This window comes from Staphylococcus sp. AS1337 (assembly GCF_051408735.1).
In the GTDB taxonomy this organism is placed as follows: Bacteria; Bacillota; Bacilli; order Staphylococcales; family Staphylococcaceae; genus Staphylococcus; species Staphylococcus xylosus_B.
The window spans coordinates 226,829-253,276 of the sequence record NZ_JBOIHZ010000001.1; the positions used below are offsets into that span (position 1 = coordinate 226,829).

General features: G+C 34.5%; 20 protein-coding genes, 1 riboswitch and 1 other annotated feature. Of the genes, 5 read left to right on the forward strand and 15 right to left on the reverse strand.

Going from position 1 to position 26,448, the window contains the following annotated elements; translation table 11 throughout:
• Positions 1-88 precede the first annotated feature (88 nt).
• From dnaB to hutH, 9 genes are all read right to left on the reverse strand, one after another.
• Positions 89-1,489, reverse strand: coding sequence for a replicative DNA helicase (gene dnaB, locus ACSUE0_RS01075; protein ID WP_436955674.1), 1,401 nt, complete (start codon positions 1,487-1,489; stop codon positions 89-91).
• Positions 1,490-1,519: 30 nt separating this feature from the next.
• On the reverse strand, positions 1,520-1,966 hold the full coding sequence (rplI, locus tag ACSUE0_RS01080; protein WP_017723688.1) for a 50S ribosomal protein L9: 447 nt from the start codon (positions 1,964-1,966) through the stop codon (positions 1,520-1,522).
• Positions 1,963-3,930, reverse strand: coding sequence for a DHH family phosphoesterase (locus tag ACSUE0_RS01085; protein ID WP_119613335.1), 1,968 nt, complete (start codon positions 3,928-3,930; stop codon positions 1,963-1,965). Before ACSUE0_RS01085 ends, rplI begins: the two co-directional genes overlap by 4 nt.
• A 14-nt stretch (positions 3,931-3,944) precedes the next feature.
• On the reverse strand, positions 3,945-4,871 hold the full coding sequence (locus ACSUE0_RS01090) for a DUF2232 domain-containing protein (protein ID WP_182475128.1): 927 nt from the start codon (positions 4,869-4,871) through the stop codon (positions 3,945-3,947).
• A gap of 305 nt (positions 4,872-5,176) precedes the next feature.
• Positions 5,177-6,145 carry a homoserine O-acetyltransferase MetX gene (gene metX / locus ACSUE0_RS01095; RefSeq protein WP_436955677.1) on the reverse strand — a complete coding sequence of 323 codons (969 nt, stop codon included), beginning with the start codon at positions 6,143-6,145 and terminating at the stop codon, positions 5,177-5,179.
• A 60-nt stretch (positions 6,146-6,205) separates the two neighbouring features.
• Positions 6,206-6,305, reverse strand: a riboswitch (SAM riboswitch).
• Positions 6,306-6,436: 131 nt separating this feature from the next.
• The gene (locus ACSUE0_RS01100) at positions 6,437-6,766 is read right to left on the reverse strand and encodes an AzlD domain-containing protein (RefSeq protein ID WP_436955679.1); all 330 of its coding nucleotides are present in this window, start codon (positions 6,764-6,766) and stop codon (positions 6,437-6,439) included.
• A complete protein-coding gene (locus ACSUE0_RS01105; RefSeq protein WP_119613338.1) occupies positions 6,763-7,464 on the reverse strand; it encodes an AzlC family ABC transporter permease in 702 nt (233 codons plus the stop codon). The genes ACSUE0_RS01100 and ACSUE0_RS01105 overlap by 4 nt, the downstream gene beginning before the upstream one ends.
• 328 nt (positions 7,465-7,792) lie before the next feature.
• Complete coding sequence (gene serS, locus ACSUE0_RS01110) at positions 7,793-9,076, reverse strand: serine--tRNA ligase (protein ID WP_119613339.1); 1,284 nt, start codon at positions 9,074-9,076, stop codon at positions 7,793-7,795.
• Between the two features lie 65 nt (positions 9,077-9,141).
• Positions 9,142-9,332 (reverse strand) — a binding site (T-box leader).
• A 70-nt stretch (positions 9,333-9,402) separates the two neighbouring features.
• On the reverse strand, positions 9,403-10,911 hold the full coding sequence (gene hutH / locus ACSUE0_RS01115; protein WP_119613340.1) for a histidine ammonia-lyase: 1,509 nt from the start codon (positions 10,909-10,911) through the stop codon (positions 9,403-9,405).
• Between the two features lie 390 nt (positions 10,912-11,301).
• Here hutH and ACSUE0_RS01120 point away from each other — a divergent pair, with 390 nt between their 5' ends.
• Positions 11,302-12,117 (forward strand): NAD(P)H-hydrate dehydratase, encoded by an 816-nt coding sequence (locus tag ACSUE0_RS01120; RefSeq protein ID WP_017723680.1) that lies wholly within the window; start codon positions 11,302-11,304, stop codon positions 12,115-12,117.
• A 44-nt stretch (positions 12,118-12,161) separates the two neighbouring features.
• Here the strand turns inward: ACSUE0_RS01120 and gyrA are convergent, their stop codons facing one another.
• The 6 genes from gyrA to dnaA all read right to left on the reverse strand — a co-directional run bounded on the left by gyrA (position 12,162) and on the right by dnaA (position 21,626).
• Positions 12,162-14,876: a DNA gyrase subunit A gene (gene gyrA / locus ACSUE0_RS01125; RefSeq protein WP_119613341.1), complete on the reverse strand. Its 2,715-nt coding sequence runs from the start codon at positions 14,874-14,876 to the stop codon at positions 12,162-12,164.
• Between the two features lie 35 nt (positions 14,877-14,911).
• Positions 14,912-16,846: a DNA topoisomerase (ATP-hydrolyzing) subunit B gene (gyrB, locus tag ACSUE0_RS01130; protein ID WP_182475129.1), complete on the reverse strand. Its 1,935-nt coding sequence runs from the start codon at positions 16,844-16,846 to the stop codon at positions 14,912-14,914.
• Between the two features lie 12 nt (positions 16,847-16,858).
• Positions 16,859-17,974, reverse strand: a complete 1,116-nt coding sequence (recF, locus tag ACSUE0_RS01135) for a DNA replication/repair protein RecF (RefSeq protein WP_436955683.1) — start codon at positions 17,972-17,974, stop codon at positions 16,859-16,861.
• Complete coding sequence (gene yaaA / locus ACSUE0_RS01140) at positions 17,971-18,204, reverse strand: S4 domain-containing protein YaaA (RefSeq protein ID WP_171914394.1); 234 nt, start codon at positions 18,202-18,204, stop codon at positions 17,971-17,973. The genes recF and yaaA overlap by 4 nt, the downstream gene beginning before the upstream one ends.
• Before the next feature lie 678 nt (positions 18,205-18,882).
• Positions 18,883-20,016 carry a DNA polymerase III subunit beta gene (gene dnaN / locus ACSUE0_RS01145; protein ID WP_436955685.1) on the reverse strand — a complete coding sequence of 378 codons (1,134 nt, stop codon included), beginning with the start codon at positions 20,014-20,016 and terminating at the stop codon, positions 18,883-18,885.
• A 242-nt stretch (positions 20,017-20,258) separates the two neighbouring features.
• Complete coding sequence (gene dnaA, locus ACSUE0_RS01150; RefSeq protein ID WP_119613344.1) at positions 20,259-21,626, reverse strand: chromosomal replication initiator protein DnaA; 1,368 nt, start codon at positions 21,624-21,626, stop codon at positions 20,259-20,261.
• A 735-nt stretch (positions 21,627-22,361) separates the two neighbouring features.
• On the opposite strand from dnaA, the gene rpmH reads away from it, so the two are divergent.
• From rpmH to mnmG, 4 genes are all read left to right on the forward strand, one after another.
• Entirely contained in the window at positions 22,362-22,499 is a 138-nt protein-coding gene (rpmH, locus tag ACSUE0_RS01155; RefSeq protein WP_000240855.1) for a 50S ribosomal protein L34, read from the forward strand.
• Between the two features lie 156 nt (positions 22,500-22,655).
• A complete protein-coding gene (gene rnpA / locus ACSUE0_RS01160; protein ID WP_119613353.1) occupies positions 22,656-23,000 on the forward strand; it encodes a ribonuclease P protein component in 345 nt (114 codons plus the stop codon).
• A gap of 174 nt (positions 23,001-23,174) precedes the next feature.
• Positions 23,175-24,554: a tRNA uridine-5-carboxymethylaminomethyl(34) synthesis GTPase MnmE gene (gene mnmE / locus ACSUE0_RS01165; protein WP_026113536.1), complete on the forward strand. Its 1,380-nt coding sequence runs from the start codon at positions 23,175-23,177 to the stop codon at positions 24,552-24,554.
• A 15-nt stretch (positions 24,555-24,569) separates the two neighbouring features.
• The gene (gene mnmG, locus ACSUE0_RS01170; protein ID WP_119613345.1) at positions 24,570-26,447 is read left to right on the forward strand and encodes a tRNA uridine-5-carboxymethylaminomethyl(34) synthesis enzyme MnmG; all 1,878 of its coding nucleotides are present in this window, start codon (positions 24,570-24,572) and stop codon (positions 26,445-26,447) included.
• The last annotated feature ends 1 nt before the right edge of the window (position 26,448 follow it).

Here is a 26,448-nt window from a genome sequence, read left to right on the forward strand (position 1 = left end):
GAGAAAATAATTAACCAAAAACAAACAAAAACCGTACAATATAACGTTAAAGTTTAATATCGTACGGTTTCTGTTGATAAATCTTTTTTTATCCCATTTCAGCGTGGGCATAGTCTATATCTGTAAATTTGTTGTATTGCTTCATAAAGTGCAGTTTCACTGTACCTGTAGGGCCGTTACGTTGCTTAGCGATAATGATTTCAATTTCACCATTATCATCATTTGTTTGAGGTTCATAATTTGAGTCATCATCATCTTCTTCGTCTTCACCGCGATTATAATAATCATCACGATATAAGAAGGCAACAATATCGGCATCTTGCTCAATAGAACCTGATTCACGAATATCACTCATCATCGGACGCTTATCTTGACGTTGTTCTACACCACGTGATAACTGACTCAATGCAATAACAGGACATTCAAGCTCTCTAGCAATCGCTTTTAATGTACGCGAAATCTCAGAAACTTCTTGTTGTCTATTATCTGAAAAACGTGAACCACTACCTGAAATTAATTGTAAGTAGTCAATTACAATCATGTCTAAACCGTGCTCTTGTTTTAAGCGACGACATTTTGAACGGATATCGGTAATTCGAATACCTGGTGTATCATCGATGAATATCTTTGTACGTGATAATTTACCCACGGCAATGGTAAACCTATTCCAGTCTTCTTCAGTCATCATACCGGTTCTAAGACGGTTAGAGTCCACGTTTCCTGAACTACAAATCATACGTGTGGCAAGCTGATCTGCACCCATCTCTAACGAGAAAATACCTACCGAAAAATGATCTTCATGCGTCGCAACTTTTTGTGCAATATTAAGTGCGAAGGCAGTCTTACCTACCGAAGGACGTGCCGCTAAAATAATCAAATCATTACGGTTAAAACCTGCTGTCATCTGATCTAAATCTCGATAACCTGTAGGAATACCTGGCGTTTGACCACTATTTTGATCTAATAATTCTGCGTTTTCATACACTTCCCCAAGCACATCTCGAATATCCTTAAATCCGTCACTTTCACGCGTGGATGATAACTCTAATATGCGACGTTCAGCGTCATTAAGTATCGTATCTAGTTCCAGCTCATCATTATAGCCATCATTCGCAATACTATCAGCCGTTTGGATTAATTTACGCTTAGTGGCGTGTTTAAAAACAATGTCTGTATAGTATTGGATATTACGTGTCGTCGGCACATTGCTCGATAATTCCGCAAGATACTGTGGCCCGCCCGCTTCATTCAATCGTCCTTCTTGAGACAACTGATCCATGATGGTAACGACATCGATATCTTTATTATCTTCATTGAGGTTCATCATTGCTCTAAAGATGTGTTGATGTGTACCTCTATAAAATGACTCAGGAAGCAATACTTCCTGAGTTGTGTTGATTAATTCTGGATCTATGATAATGGCACCTAAGACAGACTGTTCAGCCTCATTACTGTGTGGCATTTGATTTTGTTCATACATTCCATCCATTGTGATTACACCTCATATCTCAATCCACTATTATTGTTCAACTGTGTGTACACGGATTGTACCTTCAACTTCTTTATCTAGTTTAACTGGCACATTAGTGTAACCTAATGCATGGATACCGTTTGGTAAATCCATTTTACGTTTATCAATTTTAATGTTGTGTTGTTCTTGTAATGCTTGTGTGATTTGTTTCGTACTTACTGAACCAAACAATTTACCGCCTTCGCCTGTTTTAGCAGACACTTCAACTTCAATTTCACTTAATTGTGCTTTTAGTTGTTTAGCATCTTCAATTTCTTGTTGACGCTCTGCTTCAGCAGCTTTATTTTTTTGTTCTAATTGTTTTAAATTACCAGGTGTTGCTTCTATTGCATAATTTTTCTTTAATAAGAAGTTATTTGCATAACCTACTGGTACGTCTTTAACTTCACCTTTTTTACCTTTACCTTTTACATCTTGTGTGAATATTACTTTCATGCATTTTCACTCCTACTCATTTGTTCTGTTATAGCTTGTTGTAATTGTTCTATTGCTTCATCCACTGTTACATCTTTTAACTGTGTGGCTGCATTAGTTAAATGACCACCACCGCCAAGTGCTTCCATTGTTAACTGCACATTGACAGCACCAAGTGAGCGGGCAGACATACCTATTACATTTTCTTCTCTTCTTGCAATTACGTACGAAGCCTCTACACCATCTAAACTTAACAGTTCATCGGCAGCTTGTGCAACTGTAACAGGATGATAAATTTTATCATTCGAACCGTGTGCAATGGCTACACCATTTTCTTGTAATTTCACTGTTTGAATCAACTCGGTACGATTAATATACGTATCAAGATCATCTTTCAAGAAATGTTGTGTCAATATTGTATCTGCACCATGCGCACGTAAGTAACTTGCTGCATCGAAGGTTCTAGAACCTGTTCGTAGCGTAAAGTTACGCGTATCTACAATAATACCTGCAAACATTACTGTCGATTCTAAACGCGTTAATCGTTGTTCTGTCGGTTGATACTCAAGTAATTCGGTCACAAGTTCGGCAGTTGAACTTGCATATGGTTCCATATAAACAAGCAATGGACTCGAAATAAAGCTCTCACCGCGTCTATGGTGGTCAATAACCACTTTACGGTTAGCTTTGTTTAAGATATTCTCATCGATGACCATTTCAGGTTTATGCGTATCTACAATGACTAATGTTGTCTTAGATGTCATAATATCCCATGCTTCATCCGATGTGATAAAACGGTCTTTTAATTCTGGTTTTTCATTTACTGCATCCATAACACGTCGTAATGTTGGATCAATGTCAGAATCATTTAAGACGATATACGCATCTAGGTTATTCATCATTGCAAAACGTGACACACCAATTGCACCACCGATTGCATCTAAGTCAGGACGTTTATGCCCCATAATGATAACTTTGTCGCCTTCCATCAGAATATCTTTAAGCGCATGTGATATAACACGTGCTCTAACACGTGTACGTTTTTCCATTGGGTCAGTCTTACCACCATAGAAACGTACATTTCCGTTTATATTCTTGATTGCAACCTGATCACCACCACGTCCTAGCGCTAAGTCTAGGCCTGATTGTGATAGTTCCCCTAAATCTATTAAATCTTCAGAACCTTCACCGACACCGATACTTAAAGTTAATTGTGCACGGTAACCGACACTCTTTTCACGTAACTGACTTAAAATACTAAAGTTTGTTGCCTCTATGTTGTTTAATATATCTTGATTTAAATAAGCAACAAATTGATCTGAGCTATAACGTTTGAAATAAATGTTATGCTCACTAGCCCATCTACTAATCACACGTGTAACCATCGAGTTAATCTCTGATTTTTGTGTGTCATTCATATTTTGCGTAATCTCGTCATAATTATCTAAGAACAATGTAGCAATAATCGGTTTAGAGTCTTCATATAACTTATTTGTTTGTACTTCTTCAGTAATATCAAAGAAATACAATACATGTTCTTTTTCAGAATAACGTACGCGGTAGTGGTACTCATTTTCAGAAATCTCAACTTCTTGTGTTTTTTCTAATTGTTTTAAGATATTAGGATATACTTCATTAACTGGATCGGAAATTACATTACGCGTTAAGCGTTCCGACATAAATTTGTTCATCCACTCTATGTTTTCATTTTCATCTAAGATAATCATACCGATTGGCAAACTTTTAATTGCAATATTATTGCCTGCCGAAATATGGCCACTTAGATTATCAACATAGCTATCTAGTTTCTGCAAAGCTCGTCTTACCATTATCGCTGTCCCTACAATAATAATCACTAATACAACTGTCGCTATGCCTGCAATGAGCTGGTTAAAAACAAACCAAACTACTACAAGTACAATTGCTGTGAGCGCCATAATAATAAATGGTAAAACTAACGCTTTTTTAGTGGATTGACGGTTCATTCTTCCACCTCAAATCATTTTTTAATGATACTTTTTAAGTTAATACACAAATCTATAACACCCAGGAGACTTACAATATGTGTTAATGGCATTAAAGCTGTCCCTATAACCATGAATAACACAGAAAGTGCGGTTGGCATTGATTTTGCCTTCCCGAAAAAGTGAATAACACTTAAGCCCTGAATATACATACATAATGATAACACAATTTCAAAGTTTAAAACGATACTTTGGAAAGCCCCTGGTTGGCTCGCAAACATAACACAAATCAAGACAATAATATACATCCATAATAGTGAACGCTTCATTTGCCAAGCATATAATGGTTTAAATATTGGTGTAGCGATTTTGAACTTACGTAAAATTGGAAAAGTAATAATTAAATTGATTAAAATAAGTAGAAATACTGTGATAATGACATAACTTGGTAACTGAACTGACATCTGGCGGAAGCCTTCTTCAAGCATTTGCTTATATTCTGCACTTCCCGCAATTCCAGAAACAACGTTATGCATGTAATCTTTCACTGGTTTTATCAAAACTGTAGAACTTGGTATTTTATCAAACGTTTGTAGTCCCATAAACGCAATTAACGAGAACATACTAATATAAGTAGTTGTTATATAAAGTATGCGTTCTTTAGATGTACGTTCTTTTAATAATTGGCCAATAACAAAACTCACTAAGAGTATAATGACCATGGTGCTCAACACAAATATATTACCTAATAATGTTGTTAATACCACTGTAATGACTGCTGTTAAACCAAATGATTCAATAGACTTATGCCATAAGATAATGCCTGGAATTGTCGCAAAGATACCTAACACCAGGCCTAACGGAGGTAATATATGTAAAGCTAAAGCCACTACGATTAGCGTTAGTATACTAAGCACAGTTACTTTAGGATATATTTTTGAAAACAATTTCGCCACTCCCATACTATTTTTGACTATAACTATTATTTTAACCTCTTTAAAACTTTTATACAATTATTGGCAATCCAAATACAGAAGATAACGATATACTATACTTTTCAAAATTATAAACTTATAAATGACTGAACTAATCAACACTTCACGGTATTACATTTCTAATACTACTACTTCTCGTTTCACTTTACGCCACCACAACTTAAATACTTGTACAAAAAAAGGATGTACTATATATATGTCAGACTACCCTCCCCCTATCGAAAGTAGTCATATAGCTTCATCCTAGAAATTAATATAATAGAGTTGTTAAATCATTTTCTTTTAATTTTATATACTTTTAAGAAGTGATATAGATTAGGTGCCCAGTCATTAAAATTCAATAAGAAACCATCATGACCTACGTTATCTGGGACAAAGAAATGTTTGTGATATTTAAAACGTTTTCCCACGGCACGCACTAAGTCATCTGGATATAACAAATCATCTGTGAAGCCCATTGTCATTACTTTAGTATCTAGGTTACTAAACACTTCATCTACATCATCGCGTCCTCTATCTACGTCATGGCTATCCAAGACGTCTAGGAGTGTTAAATAGCATAAAGAATCAAAATGATTCATAAATTTATTGCCTTGATGTTTTTGATAGGTTACAACTTGATCTGGTGAGAAACGTTTATCGTAGCTTTTAGACGAACGGTATGTTAAAAACCCTAACTGCCTTGCAATACTCATCCCCTCTTTATTGTCTAAATGAATGGCCTGTCTCGCTATCTCATTAAACGCACGACTATAGGATGATGTTTTATCTGTAGCTGCGAGAATCACTGCTTTTTCAACATCAAATTTACGATTATATAATAATTCTATGGCTTGCATGCCACCTAACGAACCGCCGATTAATATGTTAATCCTTTCGAAACCTAATGTTTCAATGCCTAATTCTATGGCACGTACGATATCTCTTAACGTAAGTGTCTCAGGAAACTTTGGATCTGTTAACGCAGAACTTGAACCATAAGGGCTTCCAATAACATTAAATGTCAAAAATTGGTAATCATTAATCGGCATATAACCACCGTCAATAATCCCTCTCCACCATCCAGGATTTTCATTTGTACCATACGTTAAGTGATTACCTGTTAAAGCATGACAGACCACTACGAGTGGTTGCCCTTTTAATCCTACATGTTCATAACGTAGTTTTAAGTTTGAGATGAATTCACCTGACTCCGTTTTGAATGGCCCTAGTTCTAGTGTATCAACCGTATAATTCGTCATGTTTTACCTCCTACTTAGTAAAAAAACTCCTCACTCATAAAATAAGTAAGAAGTTAAAAGTACTTATCATTCGAGTGTATCGATGGTATTAGCACCGTACTTTATAAGCCGGTTGCTGAAGCGTCCACGGGCCAAGTCCCTCAGCTTCTCGAAATAAGATTTGATTTTAATTGTATTAAAGATAAGCTCATTAATTAAGATAAAATTAAAATGTTAATGTAATCTAAAATATCTTAATTTTCTAATTATTTATAGTTTAACGGATAATATAACTTACTTCAATAGGATTGTTTAAAATACCCAACGTAACACTGCCATAATGACAATGCCACTAAGTATAGTGATTGTTAAGCTGCGTGATATCACAGCAATGATAATAGTCGGGAGCATCGTTATTAAGAATGGCACGTTAAAGCTATAACCCATGACATCTTCTTGTTGCTCTATTAATCCATCGATAATTAAAGCAGTAAATAATGTAATTGGTATAAATGATAGCCATTTAATAACACGTTCAGATAACTTTATTTTAGTTATCAAAATAAAGGGAATAATTCGTGTGAGCCATGTTACCACACCACATAACACGATAATTGTTAACATATGTACCGTCGTTGTCATCGTTCCATCATCACTCCAATCAGCGCTGCAATAGTTGAAGCTAATATGATAGCCAAATATGAAGGCATAAACAAGCTTAAACTAAGCATCATTACAATCACACATATAATCAATACAAAATATATGTTTATCTTCGAGCGTCTAATCGACTCAAATTGCGAGACAGCTAAGAATATAAACATAGCGGTAATTGCAAAATCTAATCCTAGTGCTTCTGGTTGATGTATGTATTTACCAAAGACTGCACCAATAATACATGCAAATGTCCAAAAAACATATGCTGTTATATTTAATCCATGCAACCAACGATCATTAATCTTCTCACCTTTTAAATGTGGTGTAATAGCTACACCGAATGTTTCATCTGTTACTAATGTAGAAAGACCGATCCTATTTAATAAACTATAGTTTTTATAACTTGGCGCAAGCGTCATACTTAATAAAAACATTCTTGAGTTCACAATGAATGTCGTCAATATAATTGCAGATATGGGCGTGCCAGAAATAACAAGCGCACAAATAATAAACTGTGCCGCGCCCGCATACACTAGCAAGCAAAGTAAAATAATTTCCAACATACTAAATCCCGATGCCACTGCAACAATTCCAAAAGACAGACCAACACCAGCATAACCTAACAAAGTAGGAATACACGCTTTTACACCTTGTTTAAAAGTAACATGCGCCTCATTGTCCATTTTTCCACCCTCTCACCTCAAACGCTAAAAACAGTAAACCCATTCTAATATAATAGCATAAAAGTAATCAATACCTTTAGACATCGGTTTGTGTGACGTTAGTCTAACGTATGTCTTGAAATATTGTTAATACAGTTATTTAACTATTTCAGAATCTTGTGTTATTTATTAGACCACCCTTATAAACTCCAGTACTTTCAATCAAATTAACTATTTTAATAGTGCGTATTTTATGTATTTCTTATACTCAACTTTTACACCTCCCCTACCCTCTCTATACATATAAAAAAGTGCGTAGCTAATACTTTAACTACGCACTTTTAATAATTTATTTAATAGGACGGATGACTGTTTTACCACCCATATATGGAACTAATACTTCTGGTATTGTTACAGAACCATCTTCATTTTGGTAATTTTCAACTATTGCAGCAAACGTACGCCCTACTGCTAATCCACTACCATTAAGTGTATGTGCTAATTCTGGTTTAGCATTTTTATCACGTTTAAAACGAATATTTGAGCGACGTGCTTGGAAATCAGTAATATTTGAACAAGAACTTATTTCTTTATATTCATTATAGCTTGGCAACCAAACTTCTAAATCATAAGTTTTACTTGAACCAAAACCAATATCACCTGTACATAAAATAACACGACGGTATGGTAAGTCTAATTCTTCTAAAATTGCTTCTGCATGTTCAGTCATCTCATCTAAAGCCTGCCAAGAATCTTCTGGTTTTTCAAAACGAACCATTTCAACTTTATCGAATTGATGTAAACGAATAAGGCCTCTTGTATCACGACCAGCTGAGCCCGCTTCACTACGATAACATGCTGATTGGGCAGTGAATTTAGCTGGTAATTCATCTGGTCCGATAATTTCATTACGGTAATAATTTGTCAACGGTACTTCTGCAGTTGGTATAGTATATAATCCTTCTTTTTCAACTTTAAACAAGTCTTCTTCAAACTTAGGTAATTGACCAGTACCATACATTGAATCAGCGTTAACTAATTGTGGTACCATCATTTCTGTATAACCATGTTGTGTTGTATGTTTCGTAATCATATAGTTCATTAATGCTCTTTCTAATTGTGCACCTTCGCCTGTTAAGAAGACGAATCTAGCTCCAGATACTTTAGCTGCACGTTCAAAATTAACCATTTTTAATTCTTCTACTAAATCCCAATGTGCTTTTTCTTCAAAATCAAATGTTCTTGGCGTACCCCAACGTTTAACTTCTACATTATCTTCGTCTGTAGCACCTTCAGGCACATCATCATGAATAATATTTGGAATGCGTGATAATTTATCGTTAAGATCCACATCAACTTGATTAAGTGTATCATCTAAAACTTTAATTTCATCACCAAGTTTACGCATTGCTGCGATTGCATCATCTGCATCTTCTTTATTACGTTTCTTCTGAGCAATTTCACCACTAACTTTATTACGCTCAGCTTTCATTTCTTCAGCTTTACTAATTAACTGACGACGCTGTTCATCTAATTCTAGTACTTCATCTACTACTGTATCTTCCATACCACGCTTAGCTACTTTTTCTTTAACGAAATCAGGGTCATTACGAAATAATTTAATATCTAACATAACTTCATCCATCCTTTCAATTTTTAAAATTTGGGATAAACACGCAAAAAAGACCACATCCCTATACAAGGGACGTGGTCTACGTGTTGCCACCCTATTTAACAGTCTAAAATTAGACTGCACTCTCACAAAAATAACGGTTAAATCCGATTGTTCTCTTAATAGTAGGTAGATTCACATTAACCTTGGCTACCTGTTCACACTCAACACAGGCTCTCTGAAACCGAACAATTAATACTACTTATCCTACGAACAATGACTTATTAAGTTAAATTAAATATAGCAAATAACATCATTTTTTTCAAGAGTGATAGTATTTATGTCAATTATATCTCATCCATATAAGCAACATCGCGCAAATATTGTGATACTGCTTCAATATCTTTATGAAATTGTCTATCTTCTGTGATAGATGGCACAATATGACGTAGTTCTTGATATTTTTCATACGTCTTAGGTGATAACTTATCAATATCTTTATATTCAACAGCTTGCAGAGCGATGATTGTTTCGATCGCCAATACACGACGAGCATTTTCAATCATTTGGTAGCCATGTCTTGAAGCTATAGTCCCCATGGAAACATGATCTTCTTGATTAGCGGAAGACGGTATAGAATCAACACTTGCTGGGTGTGCAAGTGTTTTATTTTCTGAAACAAGACTTGCTGCAGCATACTGCATAATCATTGCACCACTTTGTAATCCCGGTTGTGGACTTAAAAAGGCCGGTAGTCCATTATTTAATTGAGGATTTACCAAGCGTTCTAGACGTCTCTCTGAAACGTTCGCTAATTCACTTACACCTAGTTTTAAAAAGTCTAAAGCAAACGCTATAGGTTGACCATGGAAATTTCCTCCTGAGATAACAAGGGTTTCATCATCTTCATCAAATATAAGTGGATTATCATTTGCAGCATTCATTTCAAACTCTAACTTTTCTTTCACATAATTGAATACTTGGAAGCTAGCGCCATGAATTTGAGGGATACAGCGCAAAGTATAAGCATCCTGCACACGTATTTCACCTTGAGTAGTCGTCAATTCTGAACCTTCCAACCAGTCTAACATCCTAGCCGCAACATCTATTTGTTCTTGGAAATTTCGAACTTTATGTACCTTGTCATTATAGGCATCTGTAATACCATTTAAAGCTTGGTGTGTAAGGGAAGCAATCCACTCCGCCTGATAACCTAGGTCTTCCGCTTCTATATAATTGATAACACCTTGAGCAGTCATTGCCTGTGTACCATTAATCAACGCAAGACCTTCTTTAGCTTGTAAATCTAATGCTTTGCGATTTAACTGATTTAAGACGTACCGACTGTCTACTTCTTCACCTTTATAAAAGACATTACCTTCTCCTATTAATGCCAAAGCCAAATGTGATAGTGGCGCTAAATCTCCCGAAGCACCTAATGATCCTTGTTGTGGAATAACAGGTATAATTCTTTCGTTAATGTAATACATCAGTTGTTCTACTAAATCTACAGTTGCACCAGAATGCCCTTTTAATAATGTATTCAATCTTAATACCATCATCACTAATGCAACTTCTTCTGAAAATGGTTTTCCCATACCACATGCGTGTGAACGAATTAAATTGACTTGTAATTGGTTGTATTCTCCTTCGTCTATACGTACATCACTAAACAAACCAAAACCAGTTGTAATTCCATAAATTGTTTCTTTATTCTCTATAATAGCTTCAACTGTTTGGCGACTCTTTTTCACACGTTCAAACGCATCTTCTGTAACCTCTACCTTATCTTCTCTATTTAAAAACTGTTTAATATCATTAATCGTTAATGTTTCCCCATTAAGTTGTAATGTCATTTTCCCATCTCCTTCATTAATATTTTTTTCTAATTATTTTGAGTATACGCTTACATTTTTTGCTGGACAATAGCTTAACCAATATCCGTAACATGGTATTAAATTACTGTTTTAATGGGATAAAGCTGTAATAAAAATAAGTTTATTAAAATTAATAATTTCTTAACGCTTTTAACTATTGACTAATAGCACAACCAGGTATAATATTTCTTATTGTATTTATAATTCTTATTACGAAAACGAAGGAGAATTAACTGAAATACAAATCGTTCTGCAATTGTCATAATTACTTTTAAAAGCAGAACATCTTTAATATGTTAGTCAGTTAATTTTCTTTATTAAAATACAGAACTTTACACACATTCAGTAATTTAAGAAGGGGGTTTCAATATGGAAACTTTATCATCAGTGAGCATCCCAAAGCGAAAAGATGAAACACATAAAGGTGATTATGGTAGAATTCTTTTAATTGGTGGTAATGCGAACTTAGGTGGTGCAATCATGCTTGCAGCACGAGCATGTGTATACAGTGGTAGTGGTTTAATAACAGTAGCGACTCATCCAACAAATCATGCTGCTTTGCATTCACGGTGTCCTGAGGCAATGGTAATCGATATAAATGATACAAAAATGTTAACAAAAATGATTGAAAACACAGATTGTATTTTAATCGGTCCTGGATTAGGTTGTGACTTTAAAGGTAATAATGCAATTACTTTCCTACTTCAAAATATACAACCTCATCAAACTTTGATAGTAGATGGTGATGCTATTACGATTTTCAGTAAATTGAAACCTGAGATTCCAACTTGTAAAGTCATATTCACACCACATCAAAAAGAGTGGGAGCGTTTAAGCGGTATCCCGATAGATGAACAAACTTATGAACGTAATCGTGAAGCGGTAGACCGTATTGGTGCCACAATTATACTGAAGATGCACGGTACAGAACTTTACTTTAAAGATAAAGATTACAAACTACCTATTGGTACACCAGCGATGGCCACTGGAGGCATGGGTGATACTTTATCTGGTATGATAACTAGCTTTGTTGGACAATTTAATGATATCGAAGAAGCTGTTACAAGTGCGACATATACACACAGTTTTATTGGCGAACAATTAGCTGAAAAAATGTATGTCGTTCCGCCTTCTAGACTTATTAGTGAAATTCCAATTGCTATGAAATCATTAGAAAATGAATAATATAAAAAGACCTACCTCATATGAGGTAGGTCTTTTTGTTAAAGTTATTCTTCTTCATTGTCTTCATCAGTTCCATAATCCGCGTTGTCTATATCTTCATTAACACGATCCATGAAGTCTTGTCTTACTTCTTGTCGTTCATCATTGTTTGACGTATTTTCCTCATCTTCAACTTCTGTGTGAATCGCATTTCCTGGCGCATCATCTTCTACAATGGCTTCACTATTTTGTGAACCTTGTAAATCAGTTTGTGATGCATTGTCGTTGTCTACATCAGATGCTATAGCTTCAGTTGATTCATCAACTTCTTTAATTTCATCTTCATCATTAACTTTAGCTACTGTTGATACAATTTGGTTTTCACCCAATTTAATCAATCTTACACCTTGAGCAGCACGACCATTTTGCGAGATATCTTCTACATCAATACGAATAATGACGCCTGAGTTTGTTACAACCATCAGGTCTTCTTCTCCAGTTACTGAAGTAATACATACAATATTACCATTACGCTCAGTAATTGTAGCTGTTTTTATACCTTTACCGCCACGGTTTGATAATCTGTAATCATCGACTGGGGTACGTTTACCGTATCCATTTTCAGTAACGACTAGAATCTCTTCATCGCTCTCAGCATTAGTGACATCTAAACCGACAACTTTATCATCTTCTCTAAGTGTAATACCTTTAACTCCTGCTGCTGTACGACCCAACGGACGCAATGTAGTTTCGTTAAAGCGTATTAGTGATGCATGAGATGTACCAATCAGAATGTCTTGTTCTCCGTCAGTGAGACGAACAGCAATCAGTTCATCATCATTTTTGAAGCTAATCGCAATCTTACCGTTTTTATTGATATGAGAGAAGTTACTCAATGCAGAACGCTTCACTCTACCTTTGAGTGTTGCAAATACTAAATAATCATCTTCACTTTCTAAGTCTTTAACGGCAATCATAGTACTGATTGATTCGTCATTATCGAGTTCAATCGCGTTGACTACTGGGATACCTTTAGACTGACGTGATAGCTCAGGCACTTCATAACCTTTAAGTTTGTACACGCGTCCTTTATTAGTAAAGAACAATACGTTATCGTGTGTACTTAACGTTACGAGTTGACTAACAAAGTCTTCCTCAAGTGTATTCATACCTTGTACTCCACGTCCGCCACGATGTTGCGCTCTATATGTAGAAACTGGTAAACGTTTAATATAGTTATTGTGACTTAATGTAATCACGATTTGTTCTTCAGGTATTAAATCTTCGTCTTCGATATCATCTAGTCCGCCAAGTTGAATTTCAGATTTGCGTTCATCACCATAACGTTCACGTATATCGATTAATTCATTGCGGACGATTTGTAATAATTTTTCTTCGTCAGCAAGAATCTCTTTTAATTCCTCAATATATGCTATCAATTCATTATATTCAGATTCAATCTTGTCTCGCTCTAAACCTGTCAAACGTCTTAAACGCATGTCTAAGATAGCTTGAGCTTGACGTTCAGACAATTTAAATTGTTCTTGTAAGCTAGCCATCGCTACTTTATCAGTTTCTGATTCACGGATCACTCGAATGATTTCATCGATATTATCTAATGCAATTCTTAGTCCTTCTAAAATATGTGCGCGATCTAATGCTTTCTTCAAGTTGTATTCTGTACGTCTACGTACTACTACTTTTTGATGCTCTAAATATTCTTCTAAAGCTTCTTTCAATGAAATTAATTTAGGTCTGCCGTTAACTAAAGCAATCATATTCACACCAAATGATGTTTGTAATGGAGTTTGTTTGTATAAATTATTTAGTACGACACTTGCGTTTGCATCTTTACGAATATCAATAACAACACGTACACCTGTACGTAAACTTGTTTCGTCACGTAAATCTGTGATACCTTCAATCTTTTTATCACGTGCTAATTCAGCAATTTTTTCAATCATACGTGCTTTATTTACTTGATATGGAACTTCTGTAACGACGATGCGTTGACGTCCGCCACCACGTTCTTCAATTTCAGCACGAGAACGCATTTGAATAGATCCACGGCCTGTTTCAAAGGCGCGACGAATACCACTCTTTCCAAGTATAATTCCCGCTGTTGGGAAGTCAGGGCCTTGAACATCTTCCATCAATTCCGCAATAGTAATATCAGGGTTATAACTTAAACTCAATACACCATTAATAACTTCTGTTAAATTATGTGGTGGAATATTTGTAGCCATACCTACTGCAATCCCTGAAGCACCATTAACTAGTAAGTTTGGGAACCTTGATGGTAAGACTGCCGGCTCTCTCTCATTACCATCGTAGTTATCTATAAAATCAATCGTATCTTTGTTTATATCTCTAAGCATCTCTAATGTAATTTTAGACATACGGGCTTCAGTATAACGCATCGCCGCTGCACCATCGCCATCCATTGAACCAAAGTTACCTTGTCCATCAATTAAAGGATATCGATAGCTGAAGTCTTGTGCCATTCTTACCATTGCTTCATAAATAGATGAGTCGCCATGTGGGTGATATTTACCCATTACGTCCCCAACAATACGGGCAGACTTCTTATATGACTTATCTGGTGTCATACCTTGTTCATGCAAACCATACAATATACGTCGATGTACTGGTTTCAAACCATCTCTAACATCTGGTAAAGCACGCGATACAATAACGCTCATCGCATAATCTAAAAATGATTCGCGCATCTCACTCGTTATATTTCGTTCATTAATTCTTGATTCAGGTAATTCAGCCATCAAGATATCCTCCTTCAAAAATTCAGTTCATTCTATTAGAAATCTAGGTTGGCATAGACTGCGTTATCTTCAATAAACTGTCTACGGTTCTCAACAACGTCTCCCATGAGCATTTCAAAAACTTGATCTGCCTCTATCGCGTCATCTAATGATACTTGCAACATAGCTCTATTTTCTGGGTTCATTGTTGTTTCCCACAATTGGTCTGCGTTCATTTCACCAAGACCTTTATAACGTGCAATTGACCATTTCGGTGTAGGATCTAACTCAGCTTTAAGTTTTTCCAACTCACGTTCATTAAACACATAATATTTTTGTTTACCTTGTGTCAATTTGAATAAAGGCGGTTGAGCAATATATACATAGCCTGCTTCTATTAACGGTCTCATAAAGCGATAGAAGAATGTTAATAGCAACGTTCTGATATGCGCACCATCGACGTCAGCATCAGTCATCAGTACAATTTTGTGGTAACGAGCTTTGCTTAAATCAAATTCTCCACCAATACCTGTACCAAATGCTGTAATCATAGAACGGATTTCATTATTATTTAATATTCTATCTAAGCGAGCTTTTTCAACGTTTAATATCTTACCACGCAATGGCAAAATCGCTTGCGTTTCTGAGTCTCTACCTGATTTTGTAGACCCACCGGCAGAGTCACCCTCTACGATAAAGATTTCACTTCTGGAAGGATCTTTACTAGAGCAATCTGCAAGTTTACCAGGTAAGCTTGAGATTTCTAAAGCAGATTTACGACGTGTCACTTCACGTGCTTTTTTCGCAGCAAGACGCGCGTGAGAAGCCATAATACCTTTTTCAACAACTATGCGTCCTACTTGCGGGTTCTCTAATAAGAAACGCTCGAACAACTCAGAGAATAATTTATCAACAACTTGACGTACCTCAGAGTTACCTAATTTTGTTTTTGTTTGTCCTTCAAATTGTGGATCGCCATGTTTGATTGAAACGATAGCTGTTAAACCTTCACGCGTATCTTCACCTGAAAGTCTCTCTTTATCATCTTTGATAATTTTACTACTTATACCATAGCTATTTAATACACGAGAAAGTGCTCGCTTAAAGCCTTCTTCATGTGTACCACCCTCATAAGTGTGTATGTTATTCGCATAAGTTAATAAGTTGGTTGCAAAGCCTTTGTTGTATTGTAATGCAATTTCAACTTCAATATCATCTTTTGTTTGATGTACATATATAGGCTCTTCATGTAATGGTTCTTTATTTTCATTTAACATCTCAACGTAAGACTTAATACCACCTTCGTAGTGATAAGTGTCTTCTCTAACTTCTTCGCCACGTTCGTCTCTCAAAGTAATTGAAATACCTTTATTCAAGAAAGCAAGTTCTCTTGTACGTTGTTGTAATGTCTCATAATGATATTCAGTTGTTTCTGTAAAAATCTCAGGATCCGCTTTAAAACGAATCATTGTACCAGTGTTATCTTCTTCTGTTTCTTCAATTACTTTCAAGTCGAATTGAGGAACACCCTTTTTATAAGCTTGATGATAAACTTGACGATCTTTATATACATAAACTTCCAGGTCTTCAGATAAGGCATTAACTACAGAAGAACCTACACCATGTAGACCACCAGAAACTTTGTATCCGCCACCGCCGAATTTACCACCGGCATGAAGTACTGTTAAAATAACTTCAACTGCTGGGCGTCCCATTTTTTCTTGTATACCAACCGGGATACCACGTCCATTATCTGTTACTTTAATCCAATTATCTTTTTCAATAACAACTTCGATTTGGTTAGCATACCCTGCAAGTGCTTCATCAATACTATTATCGACAATTTCCCATACAAGATGGTGTAAACCTCTTTCTGAAGTTGACCCTATATACATACCAGGTCTTTTACGTACCGCTTCTAGACCTTCTAATACTTGTATCTGTCCAGCACCATAATCTTCCGTGTTGTTCACATCTGACAATGCTTCCACCTTCACTTTCTGTTACTTTATAATTTCGCCTTGGTTAATGCGATAAAGTTTAGCGTTTTTCATGATTTCATGTTCTATACCATCTACGGATGTCGTCGTTACAAAAGTCTGCACTTTATGTTGAATAGTGCTCAATAAATGAGATTGACGCGAATCATCTAATTCACTTAGTACATCATCTAGCAATAATATTGGATACTCACCGACTTCAATGTTCATCAACTCAATTTCAGCGAGTTTTATTGATAGTGCGGTTGTTCGCTGTTGACCTTGCGAACCGTACGTTTGAGCGTCCATATCATTTACATTAAAACCTAAATCATCTCTGTGAGGGCCATATAAACATACGCCTCTATCTTTCTCGCGTTCCATATTGTCATTAAGTAAGGTTAAGACTTCCTCTAAGCGTTCCGTCTCACTTTGTTCTTCATCTGCCAATTTAATACTTGGCAAGTACTCTAGTGACAATGTTTCACGTTCATTGGTAATACCAGAATGGATAGGTTTAGCTAGTGATTCAAGTTCTTTAATAAAATGTTCACGTCTTTGTGTAATTTTGAGCGCATACTCTGCAAATTGTTGATTTAAGACTTCTAGCATTGTACTGTCCGTCTTTTGACCATATTGCAATTGCTTCAAATAATTATTTTTTTGTTTTAAAATCCTCTGATATTGTGATAAATCATTTAAATATACCGCAGATATTTGACCGAGTTCCATATCTATAAATCTGCGTCTAACTTGTGGCGATCCTTTGACAATGTTTAAATCTTCAGGCGCAAACAATACGACATTTAAATGACCTATATATTGTGTCAGTCTACTTTGCTCTAAGTGATTGATTTTAACTTGCTTGCCTTTTTTGGTAATATACATCGTTAAAGGCATCTCGCCATATCTATAGCTAAGTTCACCTTCTATTTTAGCATAATCGCTATTGAAACGTATCAGTTCTTTGTCATTAGATGTTCGATGGCTTTTTGCTAATGCTAAGGTATATATTGATTCAAGTAAGTTTGTCTTCCCTTGAGCATTTTCACCGATCAAAATATTTACGTCAGGATGACAATTTAAACTGATTGACTCGTAATTTCGATAATGCTCTAGTTGGAGTTTCTTTAATTTCATTCTTCACCTTGATGTAAAATCAAAAATGAACCGACTTCTGGTATAACAATGCTATCTCTATGATTTAATTTTTTACCGCGACGTGTTTCACGCTCGTCATTAATCATGACGTCAAAATCTTGTAAGAACCATTTTGCTTGTCCGCCAGATTCGATAATACCTTCTGTCTTTAGAAATTGTCCTAAAGTAATGTCCCCATCAACGATTACCTCTTCAACCAAATCAATCACTCCATTTCTTTTAAGCTCACTTATATATTATACCTTTTTTTACGAAAAATTTCATGTAAAATACAGTGAGTAAGCGATTTCTTCAAACTTATTTTAACTATTTTTTTATATTTAGTTTCAAAGTTGTTTATAACAGCTCTTTACTAGTAATATTATATCAAAAATTAATGATTAATAATCCATTTCTTTAAAATTAATATCAATCTATCTACAAATCATTATTTAAAAACAAATTATAAAGTGTTGCTATAAAATTCATAATTTTTATACACTTAACTAAAATTTGCATTTTAAGCTATTTTTAGCGTATTTTTTTGAGTTATGATGTTTGGGTCCACTAATATCTATTTTGGGCTTATATTGGCCCTCTATATGCTTCTAATCATTAAAATTTATTTTATCTTCTCTTAATTCACTCACTTTTTTAGCATTATCTCTTTCTTGTATACACGTTTTAATGTTTCACATTTCTTTTATTTTGTTGAAATTCCATAAAAAAAGGAACGGACAGAAACCAATGTACAAATTGGTTTCATAGTCTCGCTCCTGCAAAGTTAATCAGTCAGTTAATAAAATTGTTTAAATATGTCTTAGTTAACTATTTCATGCTATGCATATATCATTATATGCTACTTAATTTAGTTGCTATGGCTCACTTATTCACACTTTATACTAATTTTAGTATGTTCTAATTGGTAAAATAAGTTGTGTAACTGAGTCGTCATCTTTTGGTTTTAAAATAAATGGCTTCATAGTTCCGAAAAATTCTATTTCCACTTCATCGTTATCAATGGCTTTAAGTGCATCCATCATATATTTTGAATTGAAAGAAATTTTTAAGTTACCACCATCTACATTACTTGCTTTAACTTCTTCATTCACAGTACCTATTTCTGGAGATGTTGAAGATAATTCTACTAATTCATTACCTGTACTTAATTTTATTACATTATTTCCGCCTTCACGTGCTAATAATGATGCACGATCAATTGCGTGATAGAATTCACCGTTATCAATACCTAACTTAATTTCGTAATTCTCTGGGAATAAACGAGATGTATCAGGATAATGACCTTCTAATAAACGTGAAATAAAGTTTACGTTACCTACTTTGAAAAGTACTTGATTAGATGCAAAGAAAATGTCGATATCATCTTCGTTGTCAGACATAATTTTATTTAATTCAGATAATGCCTTACCTGGAATGATGACATTTTTATTTTCAGAATCGTCTTCTAAAGCTACTTTTCTCACAGCCAAGCGGTGTGAATCTGTAGCTGTGCATATTAATTCATTATCTTGTATAAGCCAGTTAACACCAGTTAGTACTGGACGTGTTTCTGAGGTGGACACTGCGAAATTCGTTTGTGCTATCACGTTTTTAAGTACTTTAACTGATAATTGAATTGCATCATCACGAGAAACTTGTGGTAATAATGGGTATTGATCAGGATCTAAACCACTTAAGTTAAATTCAGAATGACCAGATGTTATTAATGTTTGGAATTGTTCATTGGTAGACAATTTAACTTCTTTACCTGGTAATTTTTTAATAATATCTACAAAGAAACGACCAGGAAGTACCACTGAGCCAGTTTCTGTAATTTCAATAATAGTTTCACCATCAACTTGTTTAGGTATAGTGATTTCTATTGATATTTCTGAATCAGATCCAGTAAGTATTACTTCGTTGTTTTTAACTTCAATTTTTATACCAGTTAAGATTGGTAATGTTGTTCTTGGTGAGATGGCTTTTAACGTGTCATTTAATTGATTAATAAAATAATCTCTTCTAATTGTGAATTCCATCATATTAAACTCCTTCCAGTCGTTTATATATTAAATTATATAGGTTTTAAAACAGTAGTAATAGTAGTAGGGCTTGTGGATTAGGGGATAACTCAAATCTAAGTGATGGTGTCACCCTTTAAAGACTGTGGATAACTTGTGCACACTGTGTATGACTTTTACACATTATCCACAATTCACAAAAATAGTTCCATCATGTTATTCCTCAAATAAACTACAATAAAACTGTTATAGTACAGAATATTTTACTGATTTCTTATTTCTTTTTCTAAATTTTCAACTTCTTGCTTAAAAGTTGGATCATTTTGTATATCTTTTACGATTTTTTCGTGTGCATGAATAACAGTAGTATGATCACGTCCACCAAATTCTTCGCCAATTTTAGGAAGTGAAAAATCTGTTAGTTCACGAGAAAGATACATCGCAATTTGTCTAGGATAAGCAATTGATTTTGTACGTTTTTTTGCACTAAAGTCTTCAATTTTCACACTATAGTATTGGCCGACAATTTTTTGAATATCTTGTATGGTGATCTTTTTAGATTTAGGTGCTTGAATAATATCTTTCAACGCTGCAGCTGTTAATTCAGTTGTAATAGGTTGACCTTGTAATTTCGAAAATGCTAATACACGAGTTAACGCACCTTCAAGTTCACGAATATTTGATTGAATCTGATTTGCGATATAAGTAAGTGCTTCAGTCGGAATATCTAAGTTTTCTTCGCCAATTTTTTTCTGTAAAATTGCCATTCTTGTTTCATAATCAGGCGGCGTAATGTCAACAATTAGTCCCCATTCAAAACGTGAACGTAGTCGATCTTCAAGTTTAGCAATTTCTTTAGGTGGTCTATCACTGGAAATAACAATTTGCTTATTTGCTTGATGTAATTCATTAAACGTATGGAAGAATTCTTCCTGTGTTTGTTCTTTATTTTGAATAAATTGAATATCATCAATGAGAAGTACATCAATATTACGATATTTTTCTCTAAAACGTTCAGTCTTATTATCCCGGATAGATTTAATAAATTCATTGGTAAATTTTTCACTTGAAGTATAAATCACTTTAGCATCAGGATTGTTTGCTAATACATAATGTCCAATCGCATGCATCAAATGGGTTTTACCTAAACCAACGCCACCATAGATAAATAATGGATTGTATGCTTGTGCAGGAGCTTCAGCAACTGCAAGGCTTGCTGCGTGAGGAAATCTGTTGCCAGGTCCAATAACAAATGTTTCAAATGTATTATGTGTATTGAATTGTTCTCCGCCAATAGCAGCTTCATCTACACCAGGTGTATATTCTTTTTTGAATTGTTCACCCTCATTAGTTTCTTGATTTTTACTTGGATTTAAGTTTTCCAATTCATCTTCTGTATAGAAAACAGGCATAATTTCATGACCAATTGCTTCGTATAAGGCACTTTGAACAATTTCAACGTAATTCGATTTTAACCAATTAGCAACAAAAGGATCATCTATAACTACAATGGCTTCATTGTTTTGTAGTTGATAAAGTTTCGTATCTTTAAGAAAAGTTTGATAGCTAGGATAACTAACTTTTTCTTGAGCTAAGGTTAGAACTCTTTCCCAAATTTCTTTTTCTGACATAATAACTAACTCCAACTTTCGTAAATTTTAAAAGTTATACACAAAAGTAACAAGTGTAATTAAAAAGAATCACAGCCTGTTGATAATTATCCACAAGTTACACACAATCGGTGGATAACTAATCTAGTTCTATGATTTATACACAGACTTTTACAATATAATTTAATAAATTAAACCCTGTATTTATCAATATCTACATGACTTATCCACACAATTATACTTTTTAACATGAACCTCTGTCAAATGGGTGTGAATATGTTGTTAAATTGTATGGAACCCTGTGAATAATATATATTTTATCCACAAATATGTATCGTTCTACTGTGTATAAGTGGATAACTTTAAGGAATAAACAGTATATCAAATTTTTAGCGTTTTGTGGGCTTGGGAAATAATTTATAAAATATGTATGAAAAATGTATAATGAAAATTATGCATAGATGGTTATGTGTAAAAGGGGGAGTATGATACAATTCAACAACAATATTGAAGTGATAGTTGTTAAGTTTCTTCAATATAAATAGTTAAAGAAATAGTATTATTGCTCTGAAGCTATTTTAAAAGAGTCACACAAATTGATACTTGCTTTATAAAATATATTTTGTTATATTGTAGTAGTTGCTTGAATTATGACTAGAAATTAATAACAGTTAAATCAAGACTTAAAGGCAGAAACGTATATTAATTTATCTATTATAATAGTATAGAACCGAATAAAGATGGAGGTGTTTTTGCATGGTAAAACGTACTTATCAACCAAATAAACGTAAACATAGTAAAGTTCATGGTTTCAGAAAACGCATGAGCACAAAAAATGGTCGTAAAGTCTTGGCGCGTCGTCGTCGTAAAGGCCGTAAAGTATTATCAGCATAAGATCACTGACTCATCAGTGGTCTTTTTTTTGGTTTTAATTTAGCAAAATGATTAGTGAATACGCTGAGTTTAATTGTTGTTTTAAGACAATTATGGATATAGATATATAACATATATATGAATATATGTAATGAATAGATAAGTGAGTGATGTTTGGTGGAGAAAGCGTACCGAATTAAAAAGAATAGTGATTTTCAATTCATTTATAAAAAAGGGAAATCAGTAGCTAATAAACAGTTTGTGGTATATACAAAAGCTAATAAAGAGCTAGAACATTTTCGATTAGGTATTAGTGTTTCTAAAAAGTTGGGTAATGCAGTTGTTAGAAATCGAATTAAGAGAGCGATTAGAGAAAACTTTAAAGTTCATAAGGAAGATATTATACCAATAGAAATTATTGTAATTGCAAGGCAACCAGCAAAACATATGGACACTTTACAAATACAGTCTAGCTTAGAACATGTTTTGAAAATAGCGAAAGTTTTTAATAAGCGTATTTAGATAGGGTAGGGGAGGCTAAAATAAGACTGAAGTAAGGCTTACATCAGACAAACCTTAGGCTTACCTTCAATGCATTTTTAAATTTTTCAAAACAATATGTTCGCTTTTTAATAGGAAAGTCTTTAAAATATTATAATGACAAAAAATGAGTTCAACAAGGAGGCGAGATGGATGATGGATTTAGATACGATAACGAGTATATCCACGCCAATGGGTGAAGGGGCAATAGGAATCGTACGTTTATCTGGTATTGATTCAGTAGAAATTGCAGATAAGTTATTTAAGGGTAAAGAAAAGCTTGAAGATGTGGCATCTCATACCATTAATTATGGTCATATAATTGATCCTGAATCAAATGAAGTAGTAGAAGAAGTTATGGTCAGTGTATTAAGAGCACCTAAAACTTTTACAAGAGAAGATATTGTTGAAATAAACTGTCATGGCGGTATTTTGACAATAAATAGGATATTAGAATTAACAATGACATATGGTGCTCGTATGGCAGAACCGGGTGAATATACAAAACGTGCGTTTTTAAATGGTCGTATTGATTTATCTCAAGCCGAAGCAGTTATGGATTTTATTCGTTCTAAGACCGATCGCGCATCTAAAGTTGCAATGAATCAAATAGAAGGTCGTTTAAGTGATATGATCAAACGACAGCGACAATCCATTCTCGAAATTCTCGCACAAGTTGAAGTTAATATAGATTATCCAGAATATGATGATGTAGAAGATGCTACAACAGAAGTCTTATTGGATAAATCTAATAAAATTAAAACTGAAATTAATAAATTACTTGATACAGGTACGCAAGGTAAGATTATGAGAGAAGGCTTAGCTACAGTAATAGTCGGTAAACCAAATGTAGGTAAATCATCTATGCTCAATAATCTTATTCAAGATAACAAGGCTATAGTGACCGAAGTACCTGGAACAACAAGAGATACATTAGAAGAATACGTTAATGTAAGAGGTGTACCATTAAGGCTTGTAGACACAGCTGGTATACGTGAGACTGAAGATATTGTAGAACGTATTGGTGTAGAGCGTTCTAGAAAAGCACTTGGCGAAGCTGATTTAATCTTATTTGTACTTAATTATAATGAGCGATTAACTGAAGAAGACCGTAAATTATACGAAGTTATTAAAAACGAAGATGCTATTGTTATCGTAAATAAGATGGATTTAGACAAACAATTAGATTTAGATGAAGTTAAAGAAATGATTGGCGATATGCCATTGATACAAACGTCTATGTTAAAACAAGAAGGCATTGATCAATTAGAAATACAAATCAGAGATTTATTCTTTGGTGGCGATGTTCAAAACCAAGATATGACATATGTATCGAATTCAAGGCACATCTCGTTACTGAAACAGGCAAGAAATACAATTCAAGATGCTATAGACGCGGCAGAAACAGGCATACCAATGGATATGATACAGATAGACTTAACTAGAACTTGGGAAATTTTAGGTGAAATTATCGGAGAATCCGCAAGCGATGAATTGATTGATCAGTTATTTAGTCAATTCTGCTTAGGAAAATAATAAGGAGGAAAAATTATGGCTCAAGAATATGATGTAATAGTAATAGGAGCTGGGCATGCTGGTATTGAGGCAGGACTTGCCTCAGCGAGACGTGGCGCCAAAACGTTAATGTTAACAATTAACCTAGATAACATCGCGTTTATGCCATGTAACCCATCAGTTGGTGGCCCAGCAAAAGGTATTGTTGTACGTGAAATTGACGCATTAGGCGGTCAAATGGCCAAGACAATTGATAAAACACACATTCAAATGCGCATGTTAAATACTGGTAAAGGACCAGCAGTTAGAGCTTTACGTGCTCAAGCTGATAAAGTGTTATATCAACAAGAAATGAAGAAAGTAATTGAAGATGAAGACAACCTTGATATTATGCAAGGTATGGTAGACGATTTAATTATTGAAGACGATGTAATTAAAGGCGTGCGTACTAATATTGGAACAGAATACTGGGCAGAGGCAGTAATCATCACAACAGGTACGTTTTTACGTGGAGAGATTATACTAGGAAACATGAAGTATTCTAGTGGTCCAAACCACCAATTACCGTCTATTTCACTTGCTGATAACTTAAGAGGACTTGGATTTGATGTGGTTAGATTCAAAACAGGAACACCACCACGTGTTAATGCAAAAACAATTGATTACTCTAAAACAGAAATTCAACCAGGCGATGACGTTGGTAGAGCATTTAGTTTTGAAACAACAGAGTATATTTTAGATCAATTACCATGTTGGTTAACGTATACAAATGGTGATACACACCAAGTAATTGATGATAATTTACATTTATCAGCTATGTACTCAGGTATGATTAAAGGTACTGGTCCAAGATACTGTCCTTCAATTGAAGATAAGTTTGTTCGTTTCAATGATAAACCGCGTCATCAGTTATTCTTAGAACCAGAAGGTAGAAGTACAAATGAAGTTTATGTTCAAGGTTTATCAACAAGTTTACCAGAACATGTACAACGTCAAATGCTAGAAACTATTCCTGGCTTAGAAAAAGCAGACATGATGCGTGCGGGTTACGCAATTGAATACGATGCGCTAGTACCTACACAATTATGGCCAACACTTGAAACTAAAAAAATAAAAAACTTATATACAGCTGGTCAAATTAATGGGACTTCTGGTTATGAAGAAGCGGCCGGTCAAGGTATTATGGCAGGTATTAATGCAGCAGCCAGAGTTCAAGGTAAAGAAGAAGTCATATTAAGTCGTTCTGATGCTTATATCGGTGTACTTATAGACGACCTTATTACTAAAGGTACGAATGAACCTTATCGTTTATTAACTTCTCGTGCAGAATATCGTTTACTATTAAGACATGACAATGCTGATTTACGTTTAACAGACTTAGGTTATGAATTAGGTATGGTTTCTGAAGAACGTTATGCACGCTTCAATGAAAAACGCGACATGATTAAATCAGAACAAGAACGTCTACAGGGCATTCGTGTTAAACCAAATGAGCGTGTACAAGCAATTATTGAAGCACAAGGCGGTTCACGTCTAAAAGATGGTATATTAGCTTTAGAATTACTACGCCGTCCAGAAATGACATATGATTTAATCCTTGAAATCTTAGATGAATCACATCAATTACCTTCAGATGTTGAAGAACAAGTTGAAATTCAAACAAAATATGAAGGATATATCAATAAGTCATTACAACAAGTTGAAAAAGTTAAACGTATGGAAGAGAAGAAAATTCCAGAGGATTTAGACTATAGCAAAGTAGATAGTTTAGCTACGGAAGCAAGAGAAAAATTAGCAGAAGTTAAGCCTTTAAATATTGCGCAAGCTTCTCGTATTTCAGGTGTGAATCCAGCCGATATTTCAATCTTACTTGTATTTCTTGAACAAGGTAAAATTCAAAGGGTGAATAATTAAA

Bases quoted from the DNA above. Each gene is read 5' to 3' on its own strand.
- ACSUE0_RS01120 (WP_017723680.1), top strand. From the start codon at position 11,302: ATGGAAACTTTATCATCAGTGAGCATCCCAAAGCGAAAAGATGAAACA.
- hutH (WP_119613340.1), bottom strand. From the start codon at position 10,911: ATGACATTACAACTTAATGGGGAAACATTAACGATTAATGATATTAAA.
- ACSUE0_RS01100 (WP_436955679.1), bottom strand. From the start codon at position 6,766: ATGACAACGACGGTACATATGTTAACAATTATCGTGTTATGTGGTGTG.
- serS (WP_119613339.1), bottom strand. From the start codon at position 9,076: ATGTTAGATATTAAATTATTTCGTAATGACCCTGATTTCGTTAAAGAA.
- mnmE (WP_026113536.1), top strand. From the start codon at position 23,175: ATGGATTTAGATACGATAACGAGTATATCCACGCCAATGGGTGAAGGG.
- rpmH (WP_000240855.1), top strand. From the start codon at position 22,362: ATGGTAAAACGTACTTATCAACCAAATAAACGTAAACATAGTAAAGTT.
- rplI (WP_017723688.1), bottom strand. From the start codon at position 1,966: ATGAAAGTAATATTCACACAAGATGTAAAAGGTAAAGGTAAAAAAGGT.
- mnmG (WP_119613345.1), top strand. From the start codon at position 24,570: ATGGCTCAAGAATATGATGTAATAGTAATAGGAGCTGGGCATGCTGGT.
- ACSUE0_RS01090 (WP_182475128.1), bottom strand. From the start codon at position 4,871: ATGGGAGTGGCGAAATTGTTTTCAAAAATATATCCTAAAGTAACTGTG.
- recF (WP_436955683.1), bottom strand. From the start codon at position 17,974: ATGAAATTAAAGAAACTCCAACTAGAGCATTATCGAAATTACGAGTCA.
- gyrA (WP_119613341.1), bottom strand. From the start codon at position 14,876: ATGGCTGAATTACCTGAATCAAGAATTAATGAACGAAATATAACGAGT.
- dnaA (WP_119613344.1), bottom strand. From the start codon at position 21,626: ATGTCAGAAAAAGAAATTTGGGAAAGAGTTCTAACCTTAGCTCAAGAA.
- dnaB (WP_436955674.1), bottom strand. From the start codon at position 1,489: ATGGATGGAATGTATGAACAAAATCAAATGCCACACAGTAATGAGGCT.
- dnaN (WP_436955685.1), bottom strand. From the start codon at position 20,016: ATGATGGAATTCACAATTAGAAGAGATTATTTTATTAATCAATTAAAT.
- ACSUE0_RS01085 (WP_119613335.1), bottom strand. From the start codon at position 3,930: ATGAACCGTCAATCCACTAAAAAAGCGTTAGTTTTACCATTTATTATT.
- metX (WP_436955677.1), bottom strand. From the start codon at position 6,145: ATGACGAATTATACGGTTGATACACTAGAACTAGGGCCATTCAAAACG.
- ACSUE0_RS01105 (WP_119613338.1), bottom strand. From the start codon at position 7,464: ATGGACAATGAGGCGCATGTTACTTTTAAACAAGGTGTAAAAGCGTGT.